This window comes from Paenibacillus planticolens (assembly GCF_013141725.1).
In the GTDB taxonomy this organism is placed as follows: domain Bacteria; phylum Bacillota; class Bacilli; order Paenibacillales; family NBRC-103111; genus Paenibacillus_E; species Paenibacillus_E planticolens.
The window spans coordinates 1-18327 of sequence record NZ_WHNZ01000017.1 but is presented as its reverse complement, the minus strand read 5'-3'; the positions used below and the strand labels follow the sequence as shown (position 1 = coordinate 18327).

General features: G+C 47.8%; 18 protein-coding genes. 10 read left to right on the top strand and 8 right to left on the bottom strand.

The window, feature by feature from the left end; all coding sequences use genetic code 11:
* Window positions 1-31 precede the first annotated feature (31 nt).
* Window positions 32-934: a LysR family transcriptional regulator gene (locus GC097_RS08770; RefSeq protein ID WP_171682961.1), complete on the bottom strand. Its 903-nt coding sequence runs from the start codon at window positions 932-934 to the stop codon at window positions 32-34.
* A 221-nt stretch (window positions 935-1155) separates the two neighbouring features.
* Here GC097_RS08770 and GC097_RS08765 point away from each other — a divergent pair, with 221 nt between their 5' ends.
* Window positions 1156-2682, top strand: coding sequence for an MDR family MFS transporter (locus GC097_RS08765; protein ID WP_171682960.1), 1527 nt, complete (start codon window positions 1156-1158; stop codon window positions 2680-2682).
* Between the two features lie 13 nt (window positions 2683-2695).
* On the top strand, window positions 2696-3274 hold the full coding sequence (locus GC097_RS08760; RefSeq protein ID WP_171682959.1) for a PadR family transcriptional regulator: 579 nt from the start codon (window positions 2696-2698) through the stop codon (window positions 3272-3274).
* A gap of 107 nt (window positions 3275-3381) precedes the next feature.
* Here the strand turns inward: GC097_RS08760 and GC097_RS08755 are convergent, their stop codons facing one another.
* Together GC097_RS08755 and GC097_RS08750 are read right to left on the bottom strand one after the other, a co-directional pair.
* Entirely contained in the window at window positions 3382-4176 is a 795-nt protein-coding gene (locus GC097_RS08755; RefSeq protein ID WP_171682958.1) for a TIGR01457 family HAD-type hydrolase, read from the bottom strand.
* A complete protein-coding gene (locus GC097_RS08750; protein WP_171682957.1) occupies window positions 4173-5867 on the bottom strand; it encodes a PAS domain-containing sensor histidine kinase in 1695 nt (564 codons plus the stop codon). The genes GC097_RS08755 and GC097_RS08750 overlap by 4 nt, the downstream gene beginning before the upstream one ends.
* A 291-nt stretch (window positions 5868-6158) precedes the next feature.
* Here GC097_RS08750 and GC097_RS08745 point away from each other — a divergent pair, with 291 nt between their 5' ends.
* Window positions 6159-6617, top strand: coding sequence for a chemotaxis protein CheX (locus GC097_RS08745; protein ID WP_171682956.1), 459 nt, complete (start codon window positions 6159-6161; stop codon window positions 6615-6617).
* 119 nt (window positions 6618-6736) lie between these two features.
* Window positions 6737-7513, top strand: coding sequence for an SDR family NAD(P)-dependent oxidoreductase (locus GC097_RS08740; protein ID WP_171682955.1), 777 nt, complete (start codon window positions 6737-6739; stop codon window positions 7511-7513).
* 51 nt (window positions 7514-7564) lie between these two features.
* On the opposite strand, the gene GC097_RS08735 is transcribed toward GC097_RS08740, so the two are convergent.
* Entirely contained in the window at window positions 7565-7822 is a 258-nt protein-coding gene (locus tag GC097_RS08735) for a DUF2573 family protein (RefSeq protein ID WP_171682954.1), read from the bottom strand.
* Window positions 7823-7904: 82 nt separating this feature from the next.
* Here GC097_RS08735 and GC097_RS08730 point away from each other — a divergent pair, with 82 nt between their 5' ends.
* The 4 genes from GC097_RS08730 to GC097_RS08715 all read left to right on the top strand — a co-directional run bounded on the left by GC097_RS08730 (window position 7905) and on the right by GC097_RS08715 (window position 11550).
* Entirely contained in the window at window positions 7905-8708 is an 804-nt protein-coding gene (locus tag GC097_RS08730; protein ID WP_171682953.1) for an alpha/beta hydrolase family protein, read from the top strand.
* 176 nt (window positions 8709-8884) lie between these two features.
* Window positions 8885-9406 (top strand): RNA polymerase sigma factor, encoded by a 522-nt coding sequence (locus GC097_RS08725; protein WP_312875637.1) that lies wholly within the window; start codon window positions 8885-8887, stop codon window positions 9404-9406.
* 143 nt (window positions 9407-9549) lie between these two features.
* On the top strand, window positions 9550-10950 hold the full coding sequence (locus GC097_RS08720) for a DEAD/DEAH box helicase (protein WP_171682952.1): 1401 nt from the start codon (window positions 9550-9552) through the stop codon (window positions 10948-10950).
* A gap of 54 nt (window positions 10951-11004) precedes the next feature.
* Complete coding sequence (locus tag GC097_RS08715) at window positions 11005-11550, top strand: hypothetical protein (protein ID WP_171682951.1); 546 nt, start codon at window positions 11005-11007, stop codon at window positions 11548-11550.
* Window positions 11551-11642: 92 nt separating this feature from the next.
* Here GC097_RS08715 and GC097_RS08710 read toward each other — a convergent pair whose 3' ends face one another.
* From GC097_RS08710 to GC097_RS08695, 4 genes are all read right to left on the bottom strand, one after another.
* The gene (locus GC097_RS08710; protein WP_171682950.1) at window positions 11643-12845 is read right to left on the bottom strand and encodes an MFS transporter; all 1203 of its coding nucleotides are present in this window, start codon (window positions 12843-12845) and stop codon (window positions 11643-11645) included.
* Window positions 12842-13666 (bottom strand): HAD family hydrolase, encoded by an 825-nt coding sequence (locus GC097_RS08705; RefSeq protein ID WP_171682949.1) that lies wholly within the window; start codon window positions 13664-13666, stop codon window positions 12842-12844. The genes GC097_RS08710 and GC097_RS08705 overlap by 4 nt, the downstream gene beginning before the upstream one ends.
* Before the next feature lies 1 nt (window position 13667).
* Complete coding sequence (locus GC097_RS08700) at window positions 13668-14435, bottom strand: DeoR/GlpR family DNA-binding transcription regulator (RefSeq protein ID WP_171682948.1); 768 nt, start codon at window positions 14433-14435, stop codon at window positions 13668-13670.
* A gap of 153 nt (window positions 14436-14588) precedes the next feature.
* Complete coding sequence (locus tag GC097_RS08695; protein ID WP_246294080.1) at window positions 14589-16244, bottom strand: FAD-dependent oxidoreductase; 1656 nt, start codon at window positions 16242-16244, stop codon at window positions 14589-14591.
* A 215-nt stretch (window positions 16245-16459) separates the two neighbouring features.
* On the opposite strand from GC097_RS08695, the gene GC097_RS08690 reads away from it, so the two are divergent.
* Together GC097_RS08690 and GC097_RS08685 are read left to right on the top strand one after the other, a co-directional pair.
* A complete protein-coding gene (locus GC097_RS08690) occupies window positions 16460-17674 on the top strand; it encodes an S-layer homology domain-containing protein (RefSeq protein ID WP_171682947.1) in 1215 nt (404 codons plus the stop codon).
* Between the two features lie 150 nt (window positions 17675-17824).
* The gene (locus GC097_RS08685; RefSeq protein WP_171682946.1) at window positions 17825-18103 is read left to right on the top strand and encodes a hypothetical protein; all 279 of its coding nucleotides are present in this window, start codon (window positions 17825-17827) and stop codon (window positions 18101-18103) included.
* Window positions 18104-18327: the final 224 nt, after the last annotated feature.

Sequence of the window (18327 nt, the reverse complement as noted above, 5' to 3'; positions counted from 1 at the left end):
CTCCTGAACAATGAATTGAGTTGATTTCTCTTTACTCTGAGCCAAGAAACTGCGTTTCCGGCATTCCTTTCAGATCTGCAAGGAACTGCTGCATGGCGGAATTCAAGTAGCGTCCCGACTTATATACTACACCTACAGGATGAGTACTATCCAGCTCACTGACTTTTACCATTTTCAACGTCCCATGCCGCAGCTCATCCGCCACAGAAAGCTTGGAGATGATCGCGACGCCGAGATTTAGTTCCACCATCCGCTTCACTTCCTCACTGCTGGACAACTCCATCACAATGTGCGGCGAGACGTCATACGCTTTGAAAATGTGATCGACGAAGCGCCGTCCGGCGGTTTCCGGCGAAAGCATGATGAACGGAATATTGCGCAGCTTCTCAATCGACAAATGGGCGAACCGGCTAAGCGGATGATGCGTCGAGACGATCAATTCGAAAGTGTCGTAATACAGCACGGAAGTCTCTAACGCTTGATTTTTCTCAAACAAATAAGTAAGCCCGATATCAATTTGGCTATTCTCAACAGAGGTCATAATTTGGGAAGACGTCATGGAGTGAATGGTCGTTTTGATCAGGGGGAATTGGTCTTGAAAATAAGATAGCACCCGCGGCAAAATTTGCATGGCAATAGAGGTTGTCGTACCGATGTGGATATGGCCTTGCGGTGTTTGATGTAAGTCAGTCAAGCGCTGCCTGAGGTCACTGGCGATCCGCAGCATTTTCTCAGCATGCTCCAAAAATAGCTTTCCGCTGTCCGTTAAAGTAACAGGCTGATTGCGATCAATGAGAATCGTGCCGAATTCGTCTTCTAGACTCTTGATTTGCGCGGAAACGGCAGGTTGGGTCAAGTTAAGAATTTCGCCAGCTTTACGGAAGCTCATCGTTTTGGAAATCGTGAGCAATGTCTCCAACTGGTTCATATTCATGCGATTACCTCCTGCTATTCATAGTATGTTTACAAATAAAATTTATCGAAATTGTAAAGTGCATAAAAAGCTTTTGTAAGCCTATTATATGATAGTAGGGCCGGGTCGGCAATATTTTCGGAAAAACAGGGACGAAGATATGCGATTTTTATTGCGATATATTCAAATTTGATTATAATAATTTGTATGATTAAAATTGATTGATAAAGGAGATTCACTTCATGTCGTTAACACGCAAGTCAAACCCAACATGGACAGTCGTCGGGTTGATGTTAGGACTTCTACTGGCTTCGTTGGATCAGACGATCGTCTCGACGGCGATGCCGACTATTGTTTCTAAATTGGGCGGTTTCAGCCAGTTCGTCTGGGTTTTCTCTGCATATTTGATTGCGAACGTGGCAGCGATGCCGATTTTCGGGAAGCTGTCGGATATGTATGGGCGCAAGCTGTTTTTTATCATTGGGATCATTGTATTCATGGTTGGTTCTGCTTTATGCGGAACGGCTACCTCGATGACCCAGCTCATCGTGTACCGCGCCATCCAAGGTATCGGAGGCGGCGCCCTGATGCCGATTACGTTTGCCATTATTTTTGACATTTTCCCGCCGGAGAAAAGGGGTAAAATGCAAGGGCTATTCGGAGCCGTATTCGGTTTGTCGAGCGTGCTTGGCCCGATTATCGGCGCCTATTTCACGGATCACGTTACATGGGAATGGATTTTCTTTATTAATCTTCCTCTCGGTGTCGTATCCTTATTACTCATTATTTTCTCGTACCACGAGTCCGTGGAACACAGCAAGGCCAAAATCGACTGGAGCGGTACGATTTTACTGACGGCAGCGATTATGTCACTCATGTTTGCGTTAGAGCTCGGCGGTAAAGAATATGCTTGGGATTCTTGGCAAATTATTAGCTTGTTCGCAGGATTTGCCGTTCTCTTGGCCGTCTTCCTGATGATTGAAAAATCTGCCGCAGAACCGATTGTTCCTCTGGATTTGTTCAAAAATCGCTTGTTCACCGCAAGCATGGGTGTCAGCTTCGCTTACGGGGCCGTTCTGATTTCGGCCGGTACGTATATTCCTTTGTTTATTCAAGGTGTATTTGAAGGCTCTGCTACAAGTGCAGGCTCTACATTAACGCCGATGATGCTTGGTGTCGTTGTCAGCTCCGCATTAGGCGGGCGCTTCATCGGGAAGTTCTCTTACCGGAATGTGATGTTGGTATCCGCTGCACTGTTGCTGGTAGCCACTTCGCTTTTGGGAGGAATCTCCATCGATTCCAAACGCTGGGTAATCACGACGTTTATGATTCTGATGGGACTCGGCATCGGCGCTTGCTTCCCGATCACCTCAATGTCGGCACTGCATAAGGTAGATTTCCGCCGCAGAGGCACTGTGACTTCGCTCGTCGGCTTCTTCCGTTCCGTAGGTTCCGCTATCGGAGTTGCGGTATTCGGCAGTATTCAGGTAAACTCACTTAGAGATAACATTACAAAATCCCTACAAGATCCTGCGATGGCTGAAAAGTTTCATGATGCGCGCATTTTGCTGCAGCCGCAAGTTCGGGCGAACATTCCTGCCGAAGTGCTGCACAAGCTGCTGACGGCACTGGCAGATTCCATTGCGGTCGTTTTTCAAACAACAGTCGTTTTAGCCGTCATCGGACTCGCGTTCATTTTGCTTATGGGGAATGCGAAAATGGAAGTGGGAAGCGCCCCTGTCAAAGGGAGCGGCTCTGTAGGGCACTAGGAGGTTAACCGCTATGTCGATGAAGCTCGTCATACTCGGTCTGTTGATGGAAGCCAACCGGCATACGTATGAAATCCGGCAAACGATGAAAGAAAGAGGCATGCATAATTATATGAAGCTGCAGGACGGCTCGCTGTATTATGCCATGGATCAATTGCGCAAGGACGGTCTTGTGGAAGCACTTGAAGTCGTGCGCGATACGAATCGGCCGGAGAAAACCGTCTATCAAATCACCGAAGCCGGGAAGCGCAAATTTCAGGAGCTGTTGATCGAGCAGCTGCATGAAGAAATTAAGCACTATCACCCGCTTTATGTCGCTTTGCCATTTACCGTACATGGCGACCAAGCCAAGATAGCCAATATTCTTGAAAATAAAATTTTGGCTCAAAAAGTGATCATGAACAGAATGAAAAGCCTGTATGAAGAGCACCGAAACACGGTACCCCGTGTTGTCTTACAGATGATGATTGGCACATATAAGCACTCCTTCAGCGAGTTGAAATGGCTGGAGCAGCTGCAAAAGGATGCCCGCGAAGGCCGTTTGCAGGAGAAGGACTCTCCTCCCGAAGTGGACTGGGACCGATTGGATTGATCAGCCCGGGACAAAAATAGATTCAATAAAGCCTCCAAAACCACAGATGCTGCGGAATTGGAGGTTTTTTTGTTGTGCCAATGGAGGCGGCATTTAACTTTAGCGACCTAAGACCTGTCAAGTGCGCTGAATTGTGCGATGAAATGCGCCAAATCATCGCAGACGAGGTCCGGCGTCACGCCCGCCGACGCCAATTGCTCGTGCACGTTATCCGCCGTTGCGACGCCGGTCAGCACGAGCGCCGTACGACACCCCGCTACTGCGCCGCCGCGGATGTCGGTATGCACGTTATCGCCGATGACCCAGACATCGGCGGCAGGAAGACCGAGCCGCTCTATGGCGTAAGCCATAATGATCGGCGAAGGCTTTCCGATCACCACCGGCTCTACGCCGGAGGCGGCGGTGATCGAAGCGGCCAGGGAGCCGGCCCCTGGCATAAGCCCGCCATCCGACGGCAGCATGCGGTCGGGGTTGGTTAACACATACGTCGCGCCGGCCTTCAGGTGGCGGACGGCTTCCGTCAGCTTCTCATAGGAGAAGCTGCGGTCAATGCCTTGGACGACGTAATCCGGCGTCGTCGTGCCGTTAATGGCGAAGCCGGACGCCTCCAAGGCGATCCGCAGTCCGGCTTCGCCGACCATATGCACGCGGCTGCCGCCGCGCTGCTCGGTCAAGTACTGCGCGGCAGCCTGCGAGGATGTATAGACCGCCGCCGCGGGAACCTCGATGCCGAGCTCATGCAGATGCCCGGACACCTGCTCCGGCGTACGGGATGAATTGTTCGTCACCAGCAAATAGGGCATGCGGTGCTGCTGCAGCCACCGGATGAAAGAAGCGGCATGGGGAATTGGTTCATGCCCCCGGTACAGCGTGCCATCCAAATCAATTAGAAAACCGTTCATGATGCGAACTCTCCCTCGTTGTCTTTTATTGGTGCGGAAGGAAGCGTAATCTCAACCGTCGTCCCTTCCTCCAGTTTACTTTGAATTTCCATCAAGCCGCCATGCGCTTCAATAATCCGGAAACAAACCATGAGCCCAAGTCCGGTGCCTTTTTCCTTCGTACTATAGAAAGGTTCCCCCAGTTTGGGCAGCCGCTCCGGTGCAATACCGCAACCTTGGTCAATGAAACGAATGAGAATGTTGCGCTTAGAAGGATCCGCTGAGGCATGGATACGCATTATCCCGCCTAGTTCCATAGACTCAAGTGCATTTTTCAATATATTAATGAAAACCTGCTTAATTTGCCGTTCGTCACAGGAAACAAGGGGGAGATCCGGCGCAATATCGGCTTCGATTTGAATATTTTCCATCAGCGCTTGCGGCTGAAGGAGTTCGATCGTGCTCATAACAATTCCTTCAACGGTTCGAGTGGCAAAGTTTGTAGCCTGAGGTTTAGACACAAACAGGAACTCATTCACAATAAATTCAATGCGCTGCAGTTCTTTTTGCATGATCTCTATGTAATACTGCTCCTTCGCATTCTTTGTATTCAATAATTGAAGGAATCCCTTCAAGGCTGTCAAAGGGTTGCGGATTTCGTGCGCTACGCCTGCTGCCAGCTGGCCTACGGCAGACAGCTTATCCGATTTAATAAGCAGCTCTTGGGTCTTTTTTAACTCTGTAATATCTTTAAAAGTTATCACCGTACCCAGAATGTGCCCTTTCTCCTCCAAAATGGGACTGGACATATATTCGACAGGGAAGGAGGTGCCATCCTTTCGCCAGAACAGGTCCTCTCTCAAAATAGGCACGCCCCGGTTCATGATGGTGTTGAGAATGGGACTTTCCTCGCGGGAATAAGGGGTTCCGTCCGCCATCTCAGGCCGAATCAGATTATGAATTTGCCGTCCTAGCATTTCGTCCACTTTCCAGCCGGTAATCGCTTCAGCCGCCTGATTCCAGAAAATAGTCCGGCCACTCATGTCAATCCCATAAATGCCTTCGGATACGGAGTTAAGGATAAGCTGATTTTGCTTATACAGCTTGTCGATGACCTTTTTTTGCTCTTTAACTTCAGTGAGATCCTTTAGAATAGCGTAAACCCCCACCACTTGGCCATCGACCTTCGTCGGGACAAAGGTCACATTCGAAGGAATAGGAAATCCGTTTTGATGGACAAAAGAAGCTTCGAAATTTTGCGGCATCCCGGCAGAGGCCACTTGGAAATGATGCAAAGCCTTGAGCAGATCCGGCGGGTTTATCATCGGAATAAAGGAAGTCATCATACAACTTTCGCGTCCGAGGCCAAGCAGATTCTCGATGCCGTGGTTAGCGGACAGCACTTCGCCGTCGAGGCTAAACGAAATAATCGAGTCCGGATGATTGTCGTATAAGGATTGATATCGCTCGGCAGTTTCCAGAATGGTGGCTTCTTTGCTTTTCACTTTTTTGATCCCATACCAAGCCAACCCCAGCACGGAGCCAAATACAACAATATCGGCTGCTCCTCCGATCAAACGGTGAGATTTCACATAAGACAGCTGATGCAAGATGAAGAGATCCACTCCGACCAGCAAGAGAACGATAATATGATAAACAAGCGTAAACCGGTATAAAGTCCAATTGTGAATTGTCGTTTTCTGTTTTATCATGGTGGTCTTTCAGCGCTCCTTTGAGGGGACATGCACACATGCGTGTGTATATCAGGATTCGACACATATTTATATATTCTTCCAGATTACATGTTCATTTTCCTGCTGATTCAGATTAATAAAACCATATTCGACAATTTTAGTATGAAGCCATGGCAAGCACCTGTATGTGAGTATAAGGAACTAATTTATGAATAAATACAGTATACTTGTCCTAGTATTTTAGGTATAATGTTGAAAAAGGTCGTTTTTCGCGTGGAACTTATTCACAAATGAGATCGGAGCGGAGCTATGAACGCTGAGTACATTAATCCTTTTTTGGAGTCGGCTAGAATTGTCATCGAGCAGGTTGCTAACATTCGCCCAACTACGGGGCAGCTCGGCGTTAAAGACGTCAAATTTGTAGAAAAGTATATTTGGATCCAAATCGGGATGACCGGACAAATGGAAGGCGATATTGTATTCGGATTGGCTGAAGATGTCGCATTGAAAATGGTTTCCGCGATGATGGGCGGATTCGTGATAACGGAAATGGACGAAATGGGCAAAAGCGCCATATCAGAGCTAGGTAATATGATTAGCGGGAATGCAAGTACGATGCTCTTTAATCAAGGCGTAAGAGTAGATATCACACCTCCGAAGCTTGTTGAATCGGCAACGGCTGCCGGATTCGTGCCGAAGCGGGCGCTAACCATTCCTTTGATCATGGATAGCATAGGGGAATTGGACATTCAAGTGTTAATTACGTAATATGAGTTTTGGATATTCATTTGGATAATCATGTTGTATACATATGATAGAATGAAGGAGCACTGTGATAAGCAGTTCTCTTTTTTTTGTAATCTGTTGAGATAAGGAGAGAAATAACGTTGAACATTTCGAACAAAATCGTCTTGATTACAGGTGCTTCAAGCGGTATCGGGGCGGTCATGGCACAGCAATTTGCTGAAATGGGAGCGATCCCCGTTTTAACTGCCCGCAGTACAGACAAGCTCGAAACAATTGCAGCCGGTCTTCAAGGACAGCATGCCGTGTACGCCTTGGACGTTACGAATACGCAGCAAGTAAATGACGTGGTTAGTCAGGTTATCGCCAAGTTCGGCCGTATCGATATTCTGATTAATAATGCCGGCTATGGGATATTTGAGTCGTTTGCAGGGGCGCCGCTGGAGCATTTTGAAGACATGATGAACGTAAATTACATGGGAGTCGTCCGGTGCACACAAGCCGTATTGCCTCATATGTTGAAGGCGGGGAGCGGCCATATCGTGAACATTGCTTCAATGGCAGGGAAAATCGGTTCGGCCAAATCTACGGGCTACTCGGCAACGAAGCATGCCGTGCTTGGTTTCACGAATAGCTTGCGTCAGGAGCTGATGCGAACGGGGATTTCGGTTACGGCGATTAACCCGGGGCCGATCTCTACGCCATTTTTCGATAAAGCAGACCCGAGCGGTAACTATGTGAAGAATGTGGCTTGGTTTATGCTCAAACCGGAGAAAGTCGTTAAAGAACTGATCCATGCTGTACAGAAAAAAATACCGGAGAAGAATCTTCCTTTTGTAGCAGGCGTAGGAATCAAGCTGTTTCACCTGTTTCCGCGGTTGTTCGACCGGCTGGCCTCAGGTATTCTGAATAAAAAATAAAGCGGGTCCCGGTCAATGGACCGGGATTCCGCTTTTTCTAGGTGATTGCAGTTACTTCGAGTCAGGCTTCTTTGCTTGTTGGGCTTGGTTTAGATCACGAATCTCTTCGAAAATACGGCGTACCTCCGCTTTGCTTTCCGGATGCGTTTGGTTCCAATGGGAGGTCAAGGCTGGGAGCGACTTATGAACGTGATTAAAAAATGCCCAAATCTTTATTTTCTCAAGCATTTCAGGCGAAGTGTCTCCCGTAATGAGTTCAGCGGTTTTTACCACTAAGGCGTTGAATTCTTTCTCAAAATCTGTATTCATAGTTTCATCCCTTCGGATGGAAAATAGTAAGACACTTTTAGTTTATAGGATGATCTGACAGCTGTCAAAATAGGGGGGACCCATGTCCACAGCACAATTGCAAGATGGCCAATTAATAGCAAGAGAGCAAATATGCTGCTTCGTGAAACATATTTCGCTATTTATTCTTACCTATGTAAGCCAAGGGTTAAAGGTGAAGGGGCTTCTAGCCGTTCCGGAAGGGACAAGCCCGCGGCCGGCGGTTATTTACTGCCGGGGTGGCATCAAACGTGTCGGCATGGTTCGGAAGCGACGGATCATCTCCATGGCCAAACGCGGCTATGTCGTCTTTGCGCCGTATTATAGAGGCAATGAAGGCGGTGAAGGGCGCGAAGATTTTGCGGGGGAAGACAGGTACGATTTATTTCATGCTATCCCACTGGTACAGTCTTTGGCGGAAGTACAACCCGGTCCTGTATCCTTGATCGGCTTTTCTCGCGGAGCCGTTATGGCGATGCGTGCGGCTAGAGAATGCAGCGGGGTAGGACCTGTTGTTGTGTGGGGAGGCGTAAGCGACATGCTGGACACCTACGAACAGCGCGTGGATTTGCGGCGGATGTTAAAGCGCGTAGTCGGGCACCCGAAGAAACAAGTCGAAGCTTATTTGGACCGATCTCCGGTGCACTGGGTTCATGAGATCGACACGCCAATCTATATTATTCATGGCACTCAGGACTCGCAAGTCGATATCGGTCATGCAAGAAAACTGGCTGCTGCTTTGGAACAGGCAGGCAAAGTCTACACCATGGCCTTGTTTACGGGACTGGATCACCGGTTTCCCAGGAAAGAAGATGAGAAGGCGCTGGATGATGTATTTGCCTGGTTGCGCGAAAAAAGCCAACATTAGTACGAAGTGGATGATGTTACCATAATACTTTGTTTTTATTGTTGTTTACTCCCTGGCTTTGCCCTAAAATAAGGATATGAAACAGAGATTGTTCTTACCTGGTTGGCTAGGGGGCGTTGATTTCGAAGTCTCTCAGATTGTTATTTAGCAGTGATTTCTATACCTTAGAGAAGAGCGTGCAAGAACAGATATATCATGAGTTCTATCTCCTCGTTTATCCCATGATCTATTTTATTCTTCGGGATCATGCGGCTGTTGAGGATATCATTCAAGAGTCTTTTCTTCGGGCTGTGCGTAAGGCGCCGCTGCTTCAAGATATAGATAAATATGAAAGCTGGGTTAAAAAGCTGACCCGGAATGTCACCCTGAATCATCTCAGGAAGCACAGACGAAACCGGGATGAACTTGAAACTGAGCTTATGCTGTGCATCAAGGAGTCGGCGCCAACCTCGGATTATTTGGTTCCCCTGGATCAAGAGGTCGAGCTGAAGCTCATGCGTGAAGCCATCATAGCTTATATTAATCAGCTAACACCGTCCTACCGGCAAATTATTGCAATGAAATGGATACATAATTTATCTTACAAGGACATGGCAATCGAGCTCGGGGTTACGGAGGGCGTTGTGCGGCAGCGTTTGTTCCGGGCAAGAGATGTGATTAAGCAAAAGTTGTTAGAAGAGTGGGGAACTGGCAAATAAAGAGTCCATGCGGACTCTTATTTCTGCTTGTATGGGGCAGACGCCGCCGTTTAACGTGTTTTTCAAAGTTCTGATTTGTATCGGTATACAGCGTCGCATATAATAAGGTCATTAGGTTGAATGAGAAAAGGGGTTTACGTCCATTGAGTACAAGCTTTGAACAGCTGCAAATCACACAAACGTATTTAGATAAATTGAAAGAACTGGGTATTGGCGAGCCAACGCCTATTCAAGCAGAAGCGATTCCTGTTTTGAAACAAGGCAGCGATGCGATTATTCAATCGCAAACCGGCACAGGCAAAACGTTAGCTTATTTACTGCCGGCGCTGGAGCAAATCGATCCGACGCAGAAACAACTGCAGGTGCTTGTTGTTGTCCCGACACGGGAGCTAGGGATGCAGATCATGCAAGAAATTGAAAAATTGACGGCTGGCAGCCCTATTCGTTCGCAATCTTTGATTGGCGGAGCGGCTGTGGTCAGACAAGTTGAAAAGCTTCGGCTGCACCCTCATATTGTTGTCGGAACGCCGGGGCGTTTGCTTGAGCTTATGAAAATAAAGAAGCTGACCCTGCACCATGTGAAAATCGGCGTTGTCGATGAAGTGGATCAAGTGTTCGAGTTAGGCTCTATGCAGGATGTTGAGTCTGTCTTAAAAGGGATGCTGAAGTCCAGTCAAAAGGTGTTCGTGTCAGCGACGATTCCGCAAAGCACGGAGCAAGCGGCCGGCAGATGGCTGAAGGAACCGGTTGTCATTAAAATCAATCCAAGCCAGCGCACCGCGGAAACTTTGGAGCATATGTACGTGGTATGCCAAGAGCGCGAAAAGATTGATACTTTGCGAAGACTTGTACGCTTAATTAAGCCCAAATCCGCGATCGTATTTATCAATGTAACGGATGATATCGCTCAAGTTGTAGCCAAGCTTCAATATGTTGGATTGTCGATAGAAGCTCTATACGGAGAAGCGAGCAAACAGGACCGGGCCAAAGTGATGGGCAACTTCCGGGAGGGGAAATTCCAATTGCTGCTGGCAACGGACGTTGCGGCAAGAGGACTCGACATTGAAGGCGTGACTCACGTTTTTCACTTGGATCCTGCCACGAACGCGGAGTACTATCTCCACCGCGTAGGCCGGACCGGTCGGATGGGCCGCGAGGGCACGACCATTTCCATCGTGACACCGAAGGAGCAGTTCATTCTCGATAAATTCGAGAAACAGCTCGGGATCACGATCGCGCCGAAGGCGATGTACGAGGGCCGGCTCGTCGATCCGGCCCAGGATCGCAGCGCGGCTGCCATGCGCAGCCGCCGTGAAGCTGCGCGCCCGAGGGACGCAGCGCCTGTGCGCAGCGGCTCCGCCGGCCTGCGCGATGCTGCCGCGGCGCCGGACGCGCGCGAGTTTAACGCTGCCCCGGCGAAGCCGACAGCGCCGAAGCCCACGGCTGCCGGCGGCAAGGCCGTGAGCAAAGCCCAGCGCGAGCGCGACCGCAAGAGCAAGGGCGCTCCCCGCTGGCTCAAGGAAAAGCAGCAGAACAAAGAGTAGCCGTTTACCGAATCGGTACGGTTCGCCAAATCTGTCTTCTGCGGGGTGTGAAGCGTGCTGAAAAAGTTATTTGTTTTCGTCATAGCGGTCATCGTTATTGCTGCGGCCGCCGCGGTGATGATCATCCGGCACATCAAACCTGCGGAGGATCTGGACCTGAGCTATCAAGAAATCTCGATTGCCGGTAAGATCGCCGATATCGCCAAGAACAGGAAGCTGGAAGTGCAGGTAAGCGAGCAAGATTTGAACAATCTTGTTAAGAAACAGCTGGCAGCCCATCGGACTTTGCCTAACGGTGTTCGAATCGAAGGGGCCAAGCTCACGCTTCAGGGATCCAACCTTGTGGCTGACGTAAATGTCAGGTGGCAGGACATAGTGCCTGTTGGTGCCCAACTGCTGTTTACCTTAGCATGGGATCCGCCAAATGTCGTCATTCGACATCAGAACACGATGATCAAAGGGCTGCTGCTGCCAAAAGACTGGCTCCAGCTTGCTCCGATAGAGCTTTCGATCGAAGATCACTTACCTTTACTTATAGGGGTAAGGGATGTGCGGTTCGAGGAGAAAGCGGTCCTCATTCAATTGAAGGCGCTGCGGTAAACGCGTGGAGGAAAAAAGAAAGAGGCTGTCCCAGTCATTACTATGACTTGTGGGACAGCCTTTTGTGCTTACCTGGCCTTCTTCGAAAAACTTTATGTCACGATAGCGGACTCATGTTTCCGTTCACTTGAAGCCTGAACCTTCCATCTCCGGGAATAGACAACAATTCCGAACACGATACACATGCCAGCTAACACAAACCAAATTGAGAGGCCGACTTGAAATCTATCCATCCCCCAGCCCACGCCTAGCGGAAGAACGGATCCGCCTAAACCGCCCGCAGCGATAAGTGTGCTTGTCGTTTGCTCTGTACGTCCCGGAAGCAATTGATTCGCATAAATAAGAGCGACAGCGAACATCCCTGACATGAAGAGGCCAAGCAGAAGAACAATTGCGAAGCTGCTCCACAACTGAGTGCTGAACAACCACAAAAATACAGTAACCAAGCTGCCGCCAAAAGAAACGGCCAAGTAGCGGAAATAGGTCATTTTCTCGGCAAGTACGCCGGCGAATATACGCCCAATGACCATAGCAATCCAATAAGCCGTCACCGCCAAAGTGGAAACAGAGCTTGACGTTTGCATTTGATCGATAAAGATCGATGGCAGGAAATTAACGATCGTATTTTCCATTCCTACGTAGATGAAGAAAACAAGCATGAACAGAATAAGGAAGGTTAAAGAACTTCTCGTCAGGGCTGGAGGCTTAACATTTTCCTTCGTCCGGTCCGCTTTGTGATCCAGCAATTCGTCGTGCTCGCCCAAGGAGAGCTTCGACCAGATGATGCCTGTCGCAAGCGCGCTAAGTCCCAGCAGCATGAAGCCGTATTTCCATAAACCATTCATAATCAGTAGACTGGAAATCACCGGCATAATTAGAGCGCCAAGTCCGAAAAAGACCTCAAGCTGGCTGAATGCAGAAGCTTGCTTATCCTTGGCTGCCATTAACACAAAGGTGGAAATGCTCGCTTCAACGAGCCCGAAAGCCACGCCTGCTACGAATGAAAGACATACAGCTAGCGGCCAAGGGGGCAGCAGCACGACGGCGATCATGGCCAAAAAGAGCAGCCCAAAGGCCGTAATGATGGTGCTTCGGCGGCTGATGCGGCGGCTGAGTGCGGGCATGCTTAGCACGCCAAGAAGGAAGCCGCCGAACTCCAGGAACACTAGCAGGCCTCCGTCGCTGTAGCTCCGTCCGTAATGCGCAAGCAATTCAGGCAATACAGCGCCAAAAATAACGTGGGTGCAGCCAGTTAACAAATAAGACAAGCAGCCCATGATCAATAATTTTTTCATATCATCGTGCTTCCTTTTTGTTCGGCAATATATTTATCGTTGTAGGCAAATATATGATGAATGGCTTCTGCTACGGATTCCACCTGATAGTTTGCTTGTTGTTTAACATCCGGATGAGCGCCTTTCATGGCAAAGCTATGAGGAGTGATGCCGAACATGGAGACATCATTGAAGGAGTCTCCGATACAGGCGACTTCCTCCGGCTGCAAACCTAATTTCTCGATCAGCACGAGCAGCGAGTTGCCTTTGGAAACTTGAAGCGGCATAATGTCCAAGCAATCCTTGTCGGAGATGAACAGTTCGACTTGATCGCCGAGCTGTTTCTCCATGACGGATTTAAGCGTCAAGAGAACTTGGATATCTCCAAATAGCGAGAACTTGCAAACGGGAAGTTCACCTCTCAATGACGGCTCCAAGTCCTCTTTGAGAATAAAAGGGCGGAATGTCCGGGATTGAACCTCGTCGGAAGCCGGAGTCAAATGCGTGATATAATTCGCTTCCCCGGAGCAAACGAGCTTGACGAGGTCAAATTCCTTCAACAATTGGTACACTTGGAAAGCCAACTCAGGTTTGAACAGCTCGGATTTCAGAAACGTACCGTCCTCCAGATGGATGAACGCGCCATTTTGCGATAACGAATAGGCGCGATGTCCAATTTCCTCTAATACTTGCTGCATCTCCACATTCATTCTTCCTGATGCCAGGCAAAGGATCATATCGGCTTCCTTCGCCTTTTTCAGGGCAGCTTGCTCTCTGGGGCTAACCTTCTTGCTGTGATCGAGCAATGTGCCGTCCAAATCACTGACGATAAGCTTAATCATGTCATTCATCTCCTTCAGCCAGAACGATTTCTACTTCGCTTGCAAGCAATTTTTCTTTCATTTCCGGGCTTAACGCTTGGTCAGTCACTAAGATATCGATGCTTTCGAAACCTACGACCCGGTGAAACAGCCGTTTACCGAACTTGGAGTGATCCGCTAAAACAATGACTTGGTCAGCATGCTGCATCATGGCGCGAACTAAATAGCAGTCCTCTTCGTTAGGAGCTGACAGGCCTTCTTCTGTAATCCCGCAGGTTCCGATCAACAGCTTATCGACGTGGTAATCATTCAGCATTTCAATCGCTTTTGCTCCGTATACGCTATGGTGTTTGTTGTCCAATACACCTCCAAGAATATGGATCGTCGTTTCATCCTTGCGGGTCAGAATCGCAGCAATTTCTATGGAGCTTGTCACCACAACATTGCGCTTGGAGCTTAATGCGGTTGCAGCTTGGAGAACTGTGGTGGAAGCATCCATCATAATATAGTCCCCGTCCTGAATGAGCGCTGCGGCAGCTCTCCCGATGGTTAGCTTCGAGGATGACTCGGCTTGCAGCCTTTGTTCATAATTGCCTACTTCTTTGGAAAGGGTAGGAAGAATAGCGCCGCCGCGTGTCCGCACAATGCGTCCTTGTTCCTCAAGCTTCACCATGTCACGCCTTGCGGTATCCCGTGAAACATCATAGAGTTCACAAATCAAATCAACGGTAATGCGCTTATTTAATTTTAAGTAATCAAGGATTGAAATAAGCCTCTCCTCTTGAAACAAGGGGTTTTCACTCCTTTCGCTTAAGTGTTTTTAAGTGATGTTAAGTATAATGCTTATTATATGACCGCAGCTCTGTTTTTTCAACCATCATTTCATTAAATTTTCGTAAAAAAAGCCGCACAATCGTTTTGGAAACGAATGTACGGTCTTTGTTTATTTCGCAGTTGTTTTCTTACGTGTTTGCACATAACTCGGATACGTAATTTCTCCGCTATCGAGCTTTCTGATTTCTTCCTCGGTCCAACCGCTGATTTTGTTCGTGCCGGTGACTCCGGTCACCTTTATTTGGTAATGGTCGGCTAAATACTGCTGCAGCTTCGTCATTTCTTCCGGCTTGATCTCTCTAAGCGTGTGCTTGCCGTGAATTTGGCCGAGGATGACGCCGATCGATTCAGCGGCCAGGCTCGTATTCGGCTGAATTCTTGTGCTTCCGTAAGCGATCGCTGAGGAGCCCACATTTTTCCCGGCGGCAATGACGTTTTCGTAATTTTTCAATAAAAAGCTGCGCAGCGGCATGCCGTATTTATCTGGGCGCCCCATTTCAATTCCCCACTTATTTGCACTCGTGCCTTGTAAATCAAGCGGGTAGCCGCCAATGCTGACGTTATCCCAGAACATGGTGCCCGAGAGCAGGTCGGACGGCTTTAGCACATAATCCATTTCGTAATGGTTATATTCTCGTACATACGGGTAGGTCGGCAGTTCGCCAAGCTCGGCATGCTCCCAGCCCGGTAATGTTTTACGGAAATGCCCGAGAATGGACGCGGTCTCCTTGTTGCCCAGTGTAACGGCTTCCTGGATGGATTCGGGTTTGGACGGGTCGACCGTATACACAAGAAGTGCGTTGATCAATACTTCCCCGTCTCTTTGATTCACCGCATTCAAACCTCTGAGAAACACTCGGTCATTGGAAGGGTGATAAGCCTTTGTCATGCCGCTGAGTCCAATTGCAAAGCTGTCACTGACATAGCCGCCGCCAAATTTTTTGGATTTTTCCTCAGGCTTCAGCGAGTTGAAGGTGGTATTGAACTTTTTCCAATCGACATTTTTGAATTTCATCATCATACCGGCACTCATGTACTCGATTTCTTTTTGTCCGTAGAATTTCTCAAGCCCGGGCAGTCTCTTAGCATCGAGCCGGGAGATGAGTGCGGCATAATCGCTATTTTCGACCCAGTAGCCGGCTGTAATTTTCTTTTTCTCATTCTGAGCGTTCGTATACACAATAGAAGCAACCTTATGCATATTGTCAGATGTGTTGATTTGCTCAACTTCATTCATGACAATGCCGGATTCGACCGGAATATTCAAGATCAGTTTATTCATGTAGGAAGTGAATTCGGAAAGCTTGCGAATTTTGGCATTCCGGAACCCGTCGAATAATTCTTTAGCACGGCCTTGTACTAATAAATGACCTTGATCGTCGCGAGTTTCGTCCAGAAACAGCATTTGGCTTTGAAGAATTTGACCTCCAAAAGCTTTGTGAGGATCCAGTACCTTTACCTTCAAGCCTTCGTCTGCCGCCGCCCGGGCCAAATACAGACCTTCCAGCTCACTGCCGATGACAACGACGTCAAATTGCTCTGTTGGATACGTGTTAATATTCTCATTTTTGGTTCCTGCCACTGGTGCTGAGGGCGCTACGGTAGCAGGAGGAAGATTTGAGTTCGTGATGTTTGTTGTTGAATCAGCGAGGGGTTTCACTTTTGTTTGCATAAGCCCGAGTTTGCTAAAGGAGAAGACTAACAAACCAATTAGAACGACGGCTAGAGCAATAACGAGTTGAACTCTGGGATTACGTAAACGCATGAACGGGCTCCTTTAGCGACAGTCTTTTATATCGTTTAGTTTAGCAGTTTCATAGGTGATTTAACAGACACGGCCATTTGATATTTCAAAAGATTTCAGCACCACCCCCCTAAACATTTTCTCTATGGCGAATCCTTGTAGCATAACCAGGAACCCTTCGCGAAGGCTCCACATTATTTATACCAATCATATGAATATGGGAGAGGGAACTTGATATGAAAAAGAACCTATTGAAGAAAGCTGTAGCAACAGGACTTGTATTTACAATGGTAATGGGTGGCGCTTCTGCAGCGTTCGCTAAAGGAAACGACCACAATGACCGTGATGACCGCGGCAAAGGAAACAACAGCATCAACAGCACTTATAATAACAATAATATTAATGTTAAAGGCAACATTCAAATCCGCATCAACTTTGACGATCTTAAAGGCGCTCAATGGGCAATGCGATACATAGCTAGCTTGGCATCCAAGCAAGTATTCGAAGGTTACGAAGACGGTACGTTCAAACCGGACAAATCCGTTTCCCGCATTGAAGCGATTACAGCCGCTGTAAGATTGATGGGTTTGCGTGAACAAGCGGAATCCGCTACTGAAATGGCAACAAAACTAAACTTCAAAGATGCTGACAAAATCCCTGCTTGGGCTGTAGGATACGTAGCCGTAGCTCTTGAAAACGACCTTTTCACTGAGAGCGATGACTCCGTTCAACCGAATAAAGAAGCTGACCGCCTATGGGCAACTACACTTCTTGTAAAAGCTCTGAAACTTGAGTCCGAAGCTAAAGCGAAAATGAACACGCAGCTGACATTTAAAGATGCGAAGCAAATCCCTGCAGGTTCTGTAGGCTATGTAGCTGTAGCTATCGCAAAAGGTCTGGTTGACGGTTTCGAAGATAACACTTTCAAACCAAACCAAAACGTAACGCGTGCCCAACTGGCAGCTCTATTGGATCGTACTGGCGGGCAAATGCCTGATGAGCAAAACGCGACTGCAGGCACAGTGAACGCTACGGTTTACAATAACGTGCTTCCGGTAACGAAAGCGGGAGTTACAACAAACTATGTTCTGCACCCGGATGCATTCATTTTGCGCAACGGAGTGAAAGTAGCTCCTTCCGAGCTTCAAGTGGGAGACGAAATTAAAGTTCGTTCCTTCAATAATCAAGTTGTATTCGTAGAAGTTACAAAATTGGCGCAAGTTAACCAATCCTTTGATGTAGTAGGTACATTGAACGGTACAACGGTTGATGCGAATGGTAAAATCACAACGATTTCCATCACTCAAAATATCAATGGCGTAAACCAAACTACTGTGTATAACGTAGCTGCTAATGTAGCTTTGACAGGCAACCTAGGTGGGTTTACACAAGGTCATCTGGTGGAGCTTAAAGGTCAAAACCAAGTTGTATCTTCCATTGATGTAAAATAAAAAAAGAACTTTTAGAGAGATATAGAAAAAGGTTAAGTACACATAACAGGCTCCTTGCGTTTTATTGCGGGGAGCTGTTATGTTTTATGCTGTATAAACTTCCTTTTCTTGTGGGAAACTGTTCTCTATCTTGAAAGGAGTGGCTTGGCTATGAACGAAACACTGATGGAAACATTCAAAAGATATTACACCGACTACCGAGGATCCGCCAATATGGATCAAAGCTTTACTGATGCTTACCAAGCTGTGGCTTATCATGTTATTGCCCAAACAGATTATTTCGCCCAGGGGGGCAACTTGGAGGCCATTCAAAATATGATCCGCGAATACAAAGAGATTAGCTTATCCGTAGCGCCAAGCAATGATGCGTTGAAAGAGCGCTTCGAGCAGGAATTGGTAGAGGATATGCTGAATCGCGGTCATTCGTAAAAAAAATGCAGAATGGTGTTGCATTATTCATATCCCCATGGTATATTGTCATTCCGGCCAAGACGAGCTGAAATTTTTATCGAAAAAAGTAAAAATAAAACTTGCATCTGGTTGGGTGAATGTGCTATATTGTAATTCCGGTCGCAAGAGCGGGACGGAATGAGAAAGACATTGATCTTTGAAAACTGAACAACGAGTGAGTAAGCACAGTCGAGTAATCGACT

Bases quoted from the DNA above. Each gene is read 5' to 3' on its own strand.
- GC097_RS08770 (WP_171682961.1), bottom strand. From the start codon at position 934: ATGAATATGAACCAGTTGGAGACATTGCTCACGATTTCCAAAACGATG.
- GC097_RS08765 (WP_171682960.1), top strand. From the start codon at position 1,156: ATGTCGTTAACACGCAAGTCAAACCCAACATGGACAGTCGTCGGGTTG.
- GC097_RS08760 (WP_171682959.1), top strand. From the start codon at position 2,696: ATGTCGATGAAGCTCGTCATACTCGGTCTGTTGATGGAAGCCAACCGG.
- GC097_RS08755 (WP_171682958.1), bottom strand. From the start codon at position 4,176: ATGAACGGTTTTCTAATTGATTTGGATGGCACGCTGTACCGGGGGCAT.
- GC097_RS08750 (WP_171682957.1), bottom strand. From the start codon at position 5,867: ATGATAAAACAGAAAACGACAATTCACAATTGGACTTTATACCGGTTT.
- GC097_RS08745 (WP_171682956.1), top strand. From the start codon at position 6,159: ATGAACGCTGAGTACATTAATCCTTTTTTGGAGTCGGCTAGAATTGTC.
- GC097_RS08735 (WP_171682954.1), bottom strand. From the start codon at position 7,822: ATGAATACAGATTTTGAGAAAGAATTCAACGCCTTAGTGGTAAAAACC.
- GC097_RS08730 (WP_171682953.1), top strand. From the start codon at position 7,905: ATGTCCACAGCACAATTGCAAGATGGCCAATTAATAGCAAGAGAGCAA.
- GC097_RS08710 (WP_171682950.1), bottom strand. From the start codon at position 12,845: ATGAAAAAATTATTGATCATGGGCTGCTTGTCTTATTTGTTAACTGGC.
- GC097_RS08705 (WP_171682949.1), bottom strand. From the start codon at position 13,666: ATGATTAAGCTTATCGTCAGTGATTTGGACGGCACATTGCTCGATCAC.
- GC097_RS08695 (WP_246294080.1), bottom strand. From the start codon at position 16,244: ATGCGTTTACGTAATCCCAGAGTTCAACTCGTTATTGCTCTAGCCGTC.
- GC097_RS08690 (WP_171682947.1), top strand. From the start codon at position 16,460: ATGAAAAAGAACCTATTGAAGAAAGCTGTAGCAACAGGACTTGTATTT.
- GC097_RS08685 (WP_171682946.1), top strand. From the start codon at position 17,825: ATGAACGAAACACTGATGGAAACATTCAAAAGATATTACACCGACTAC.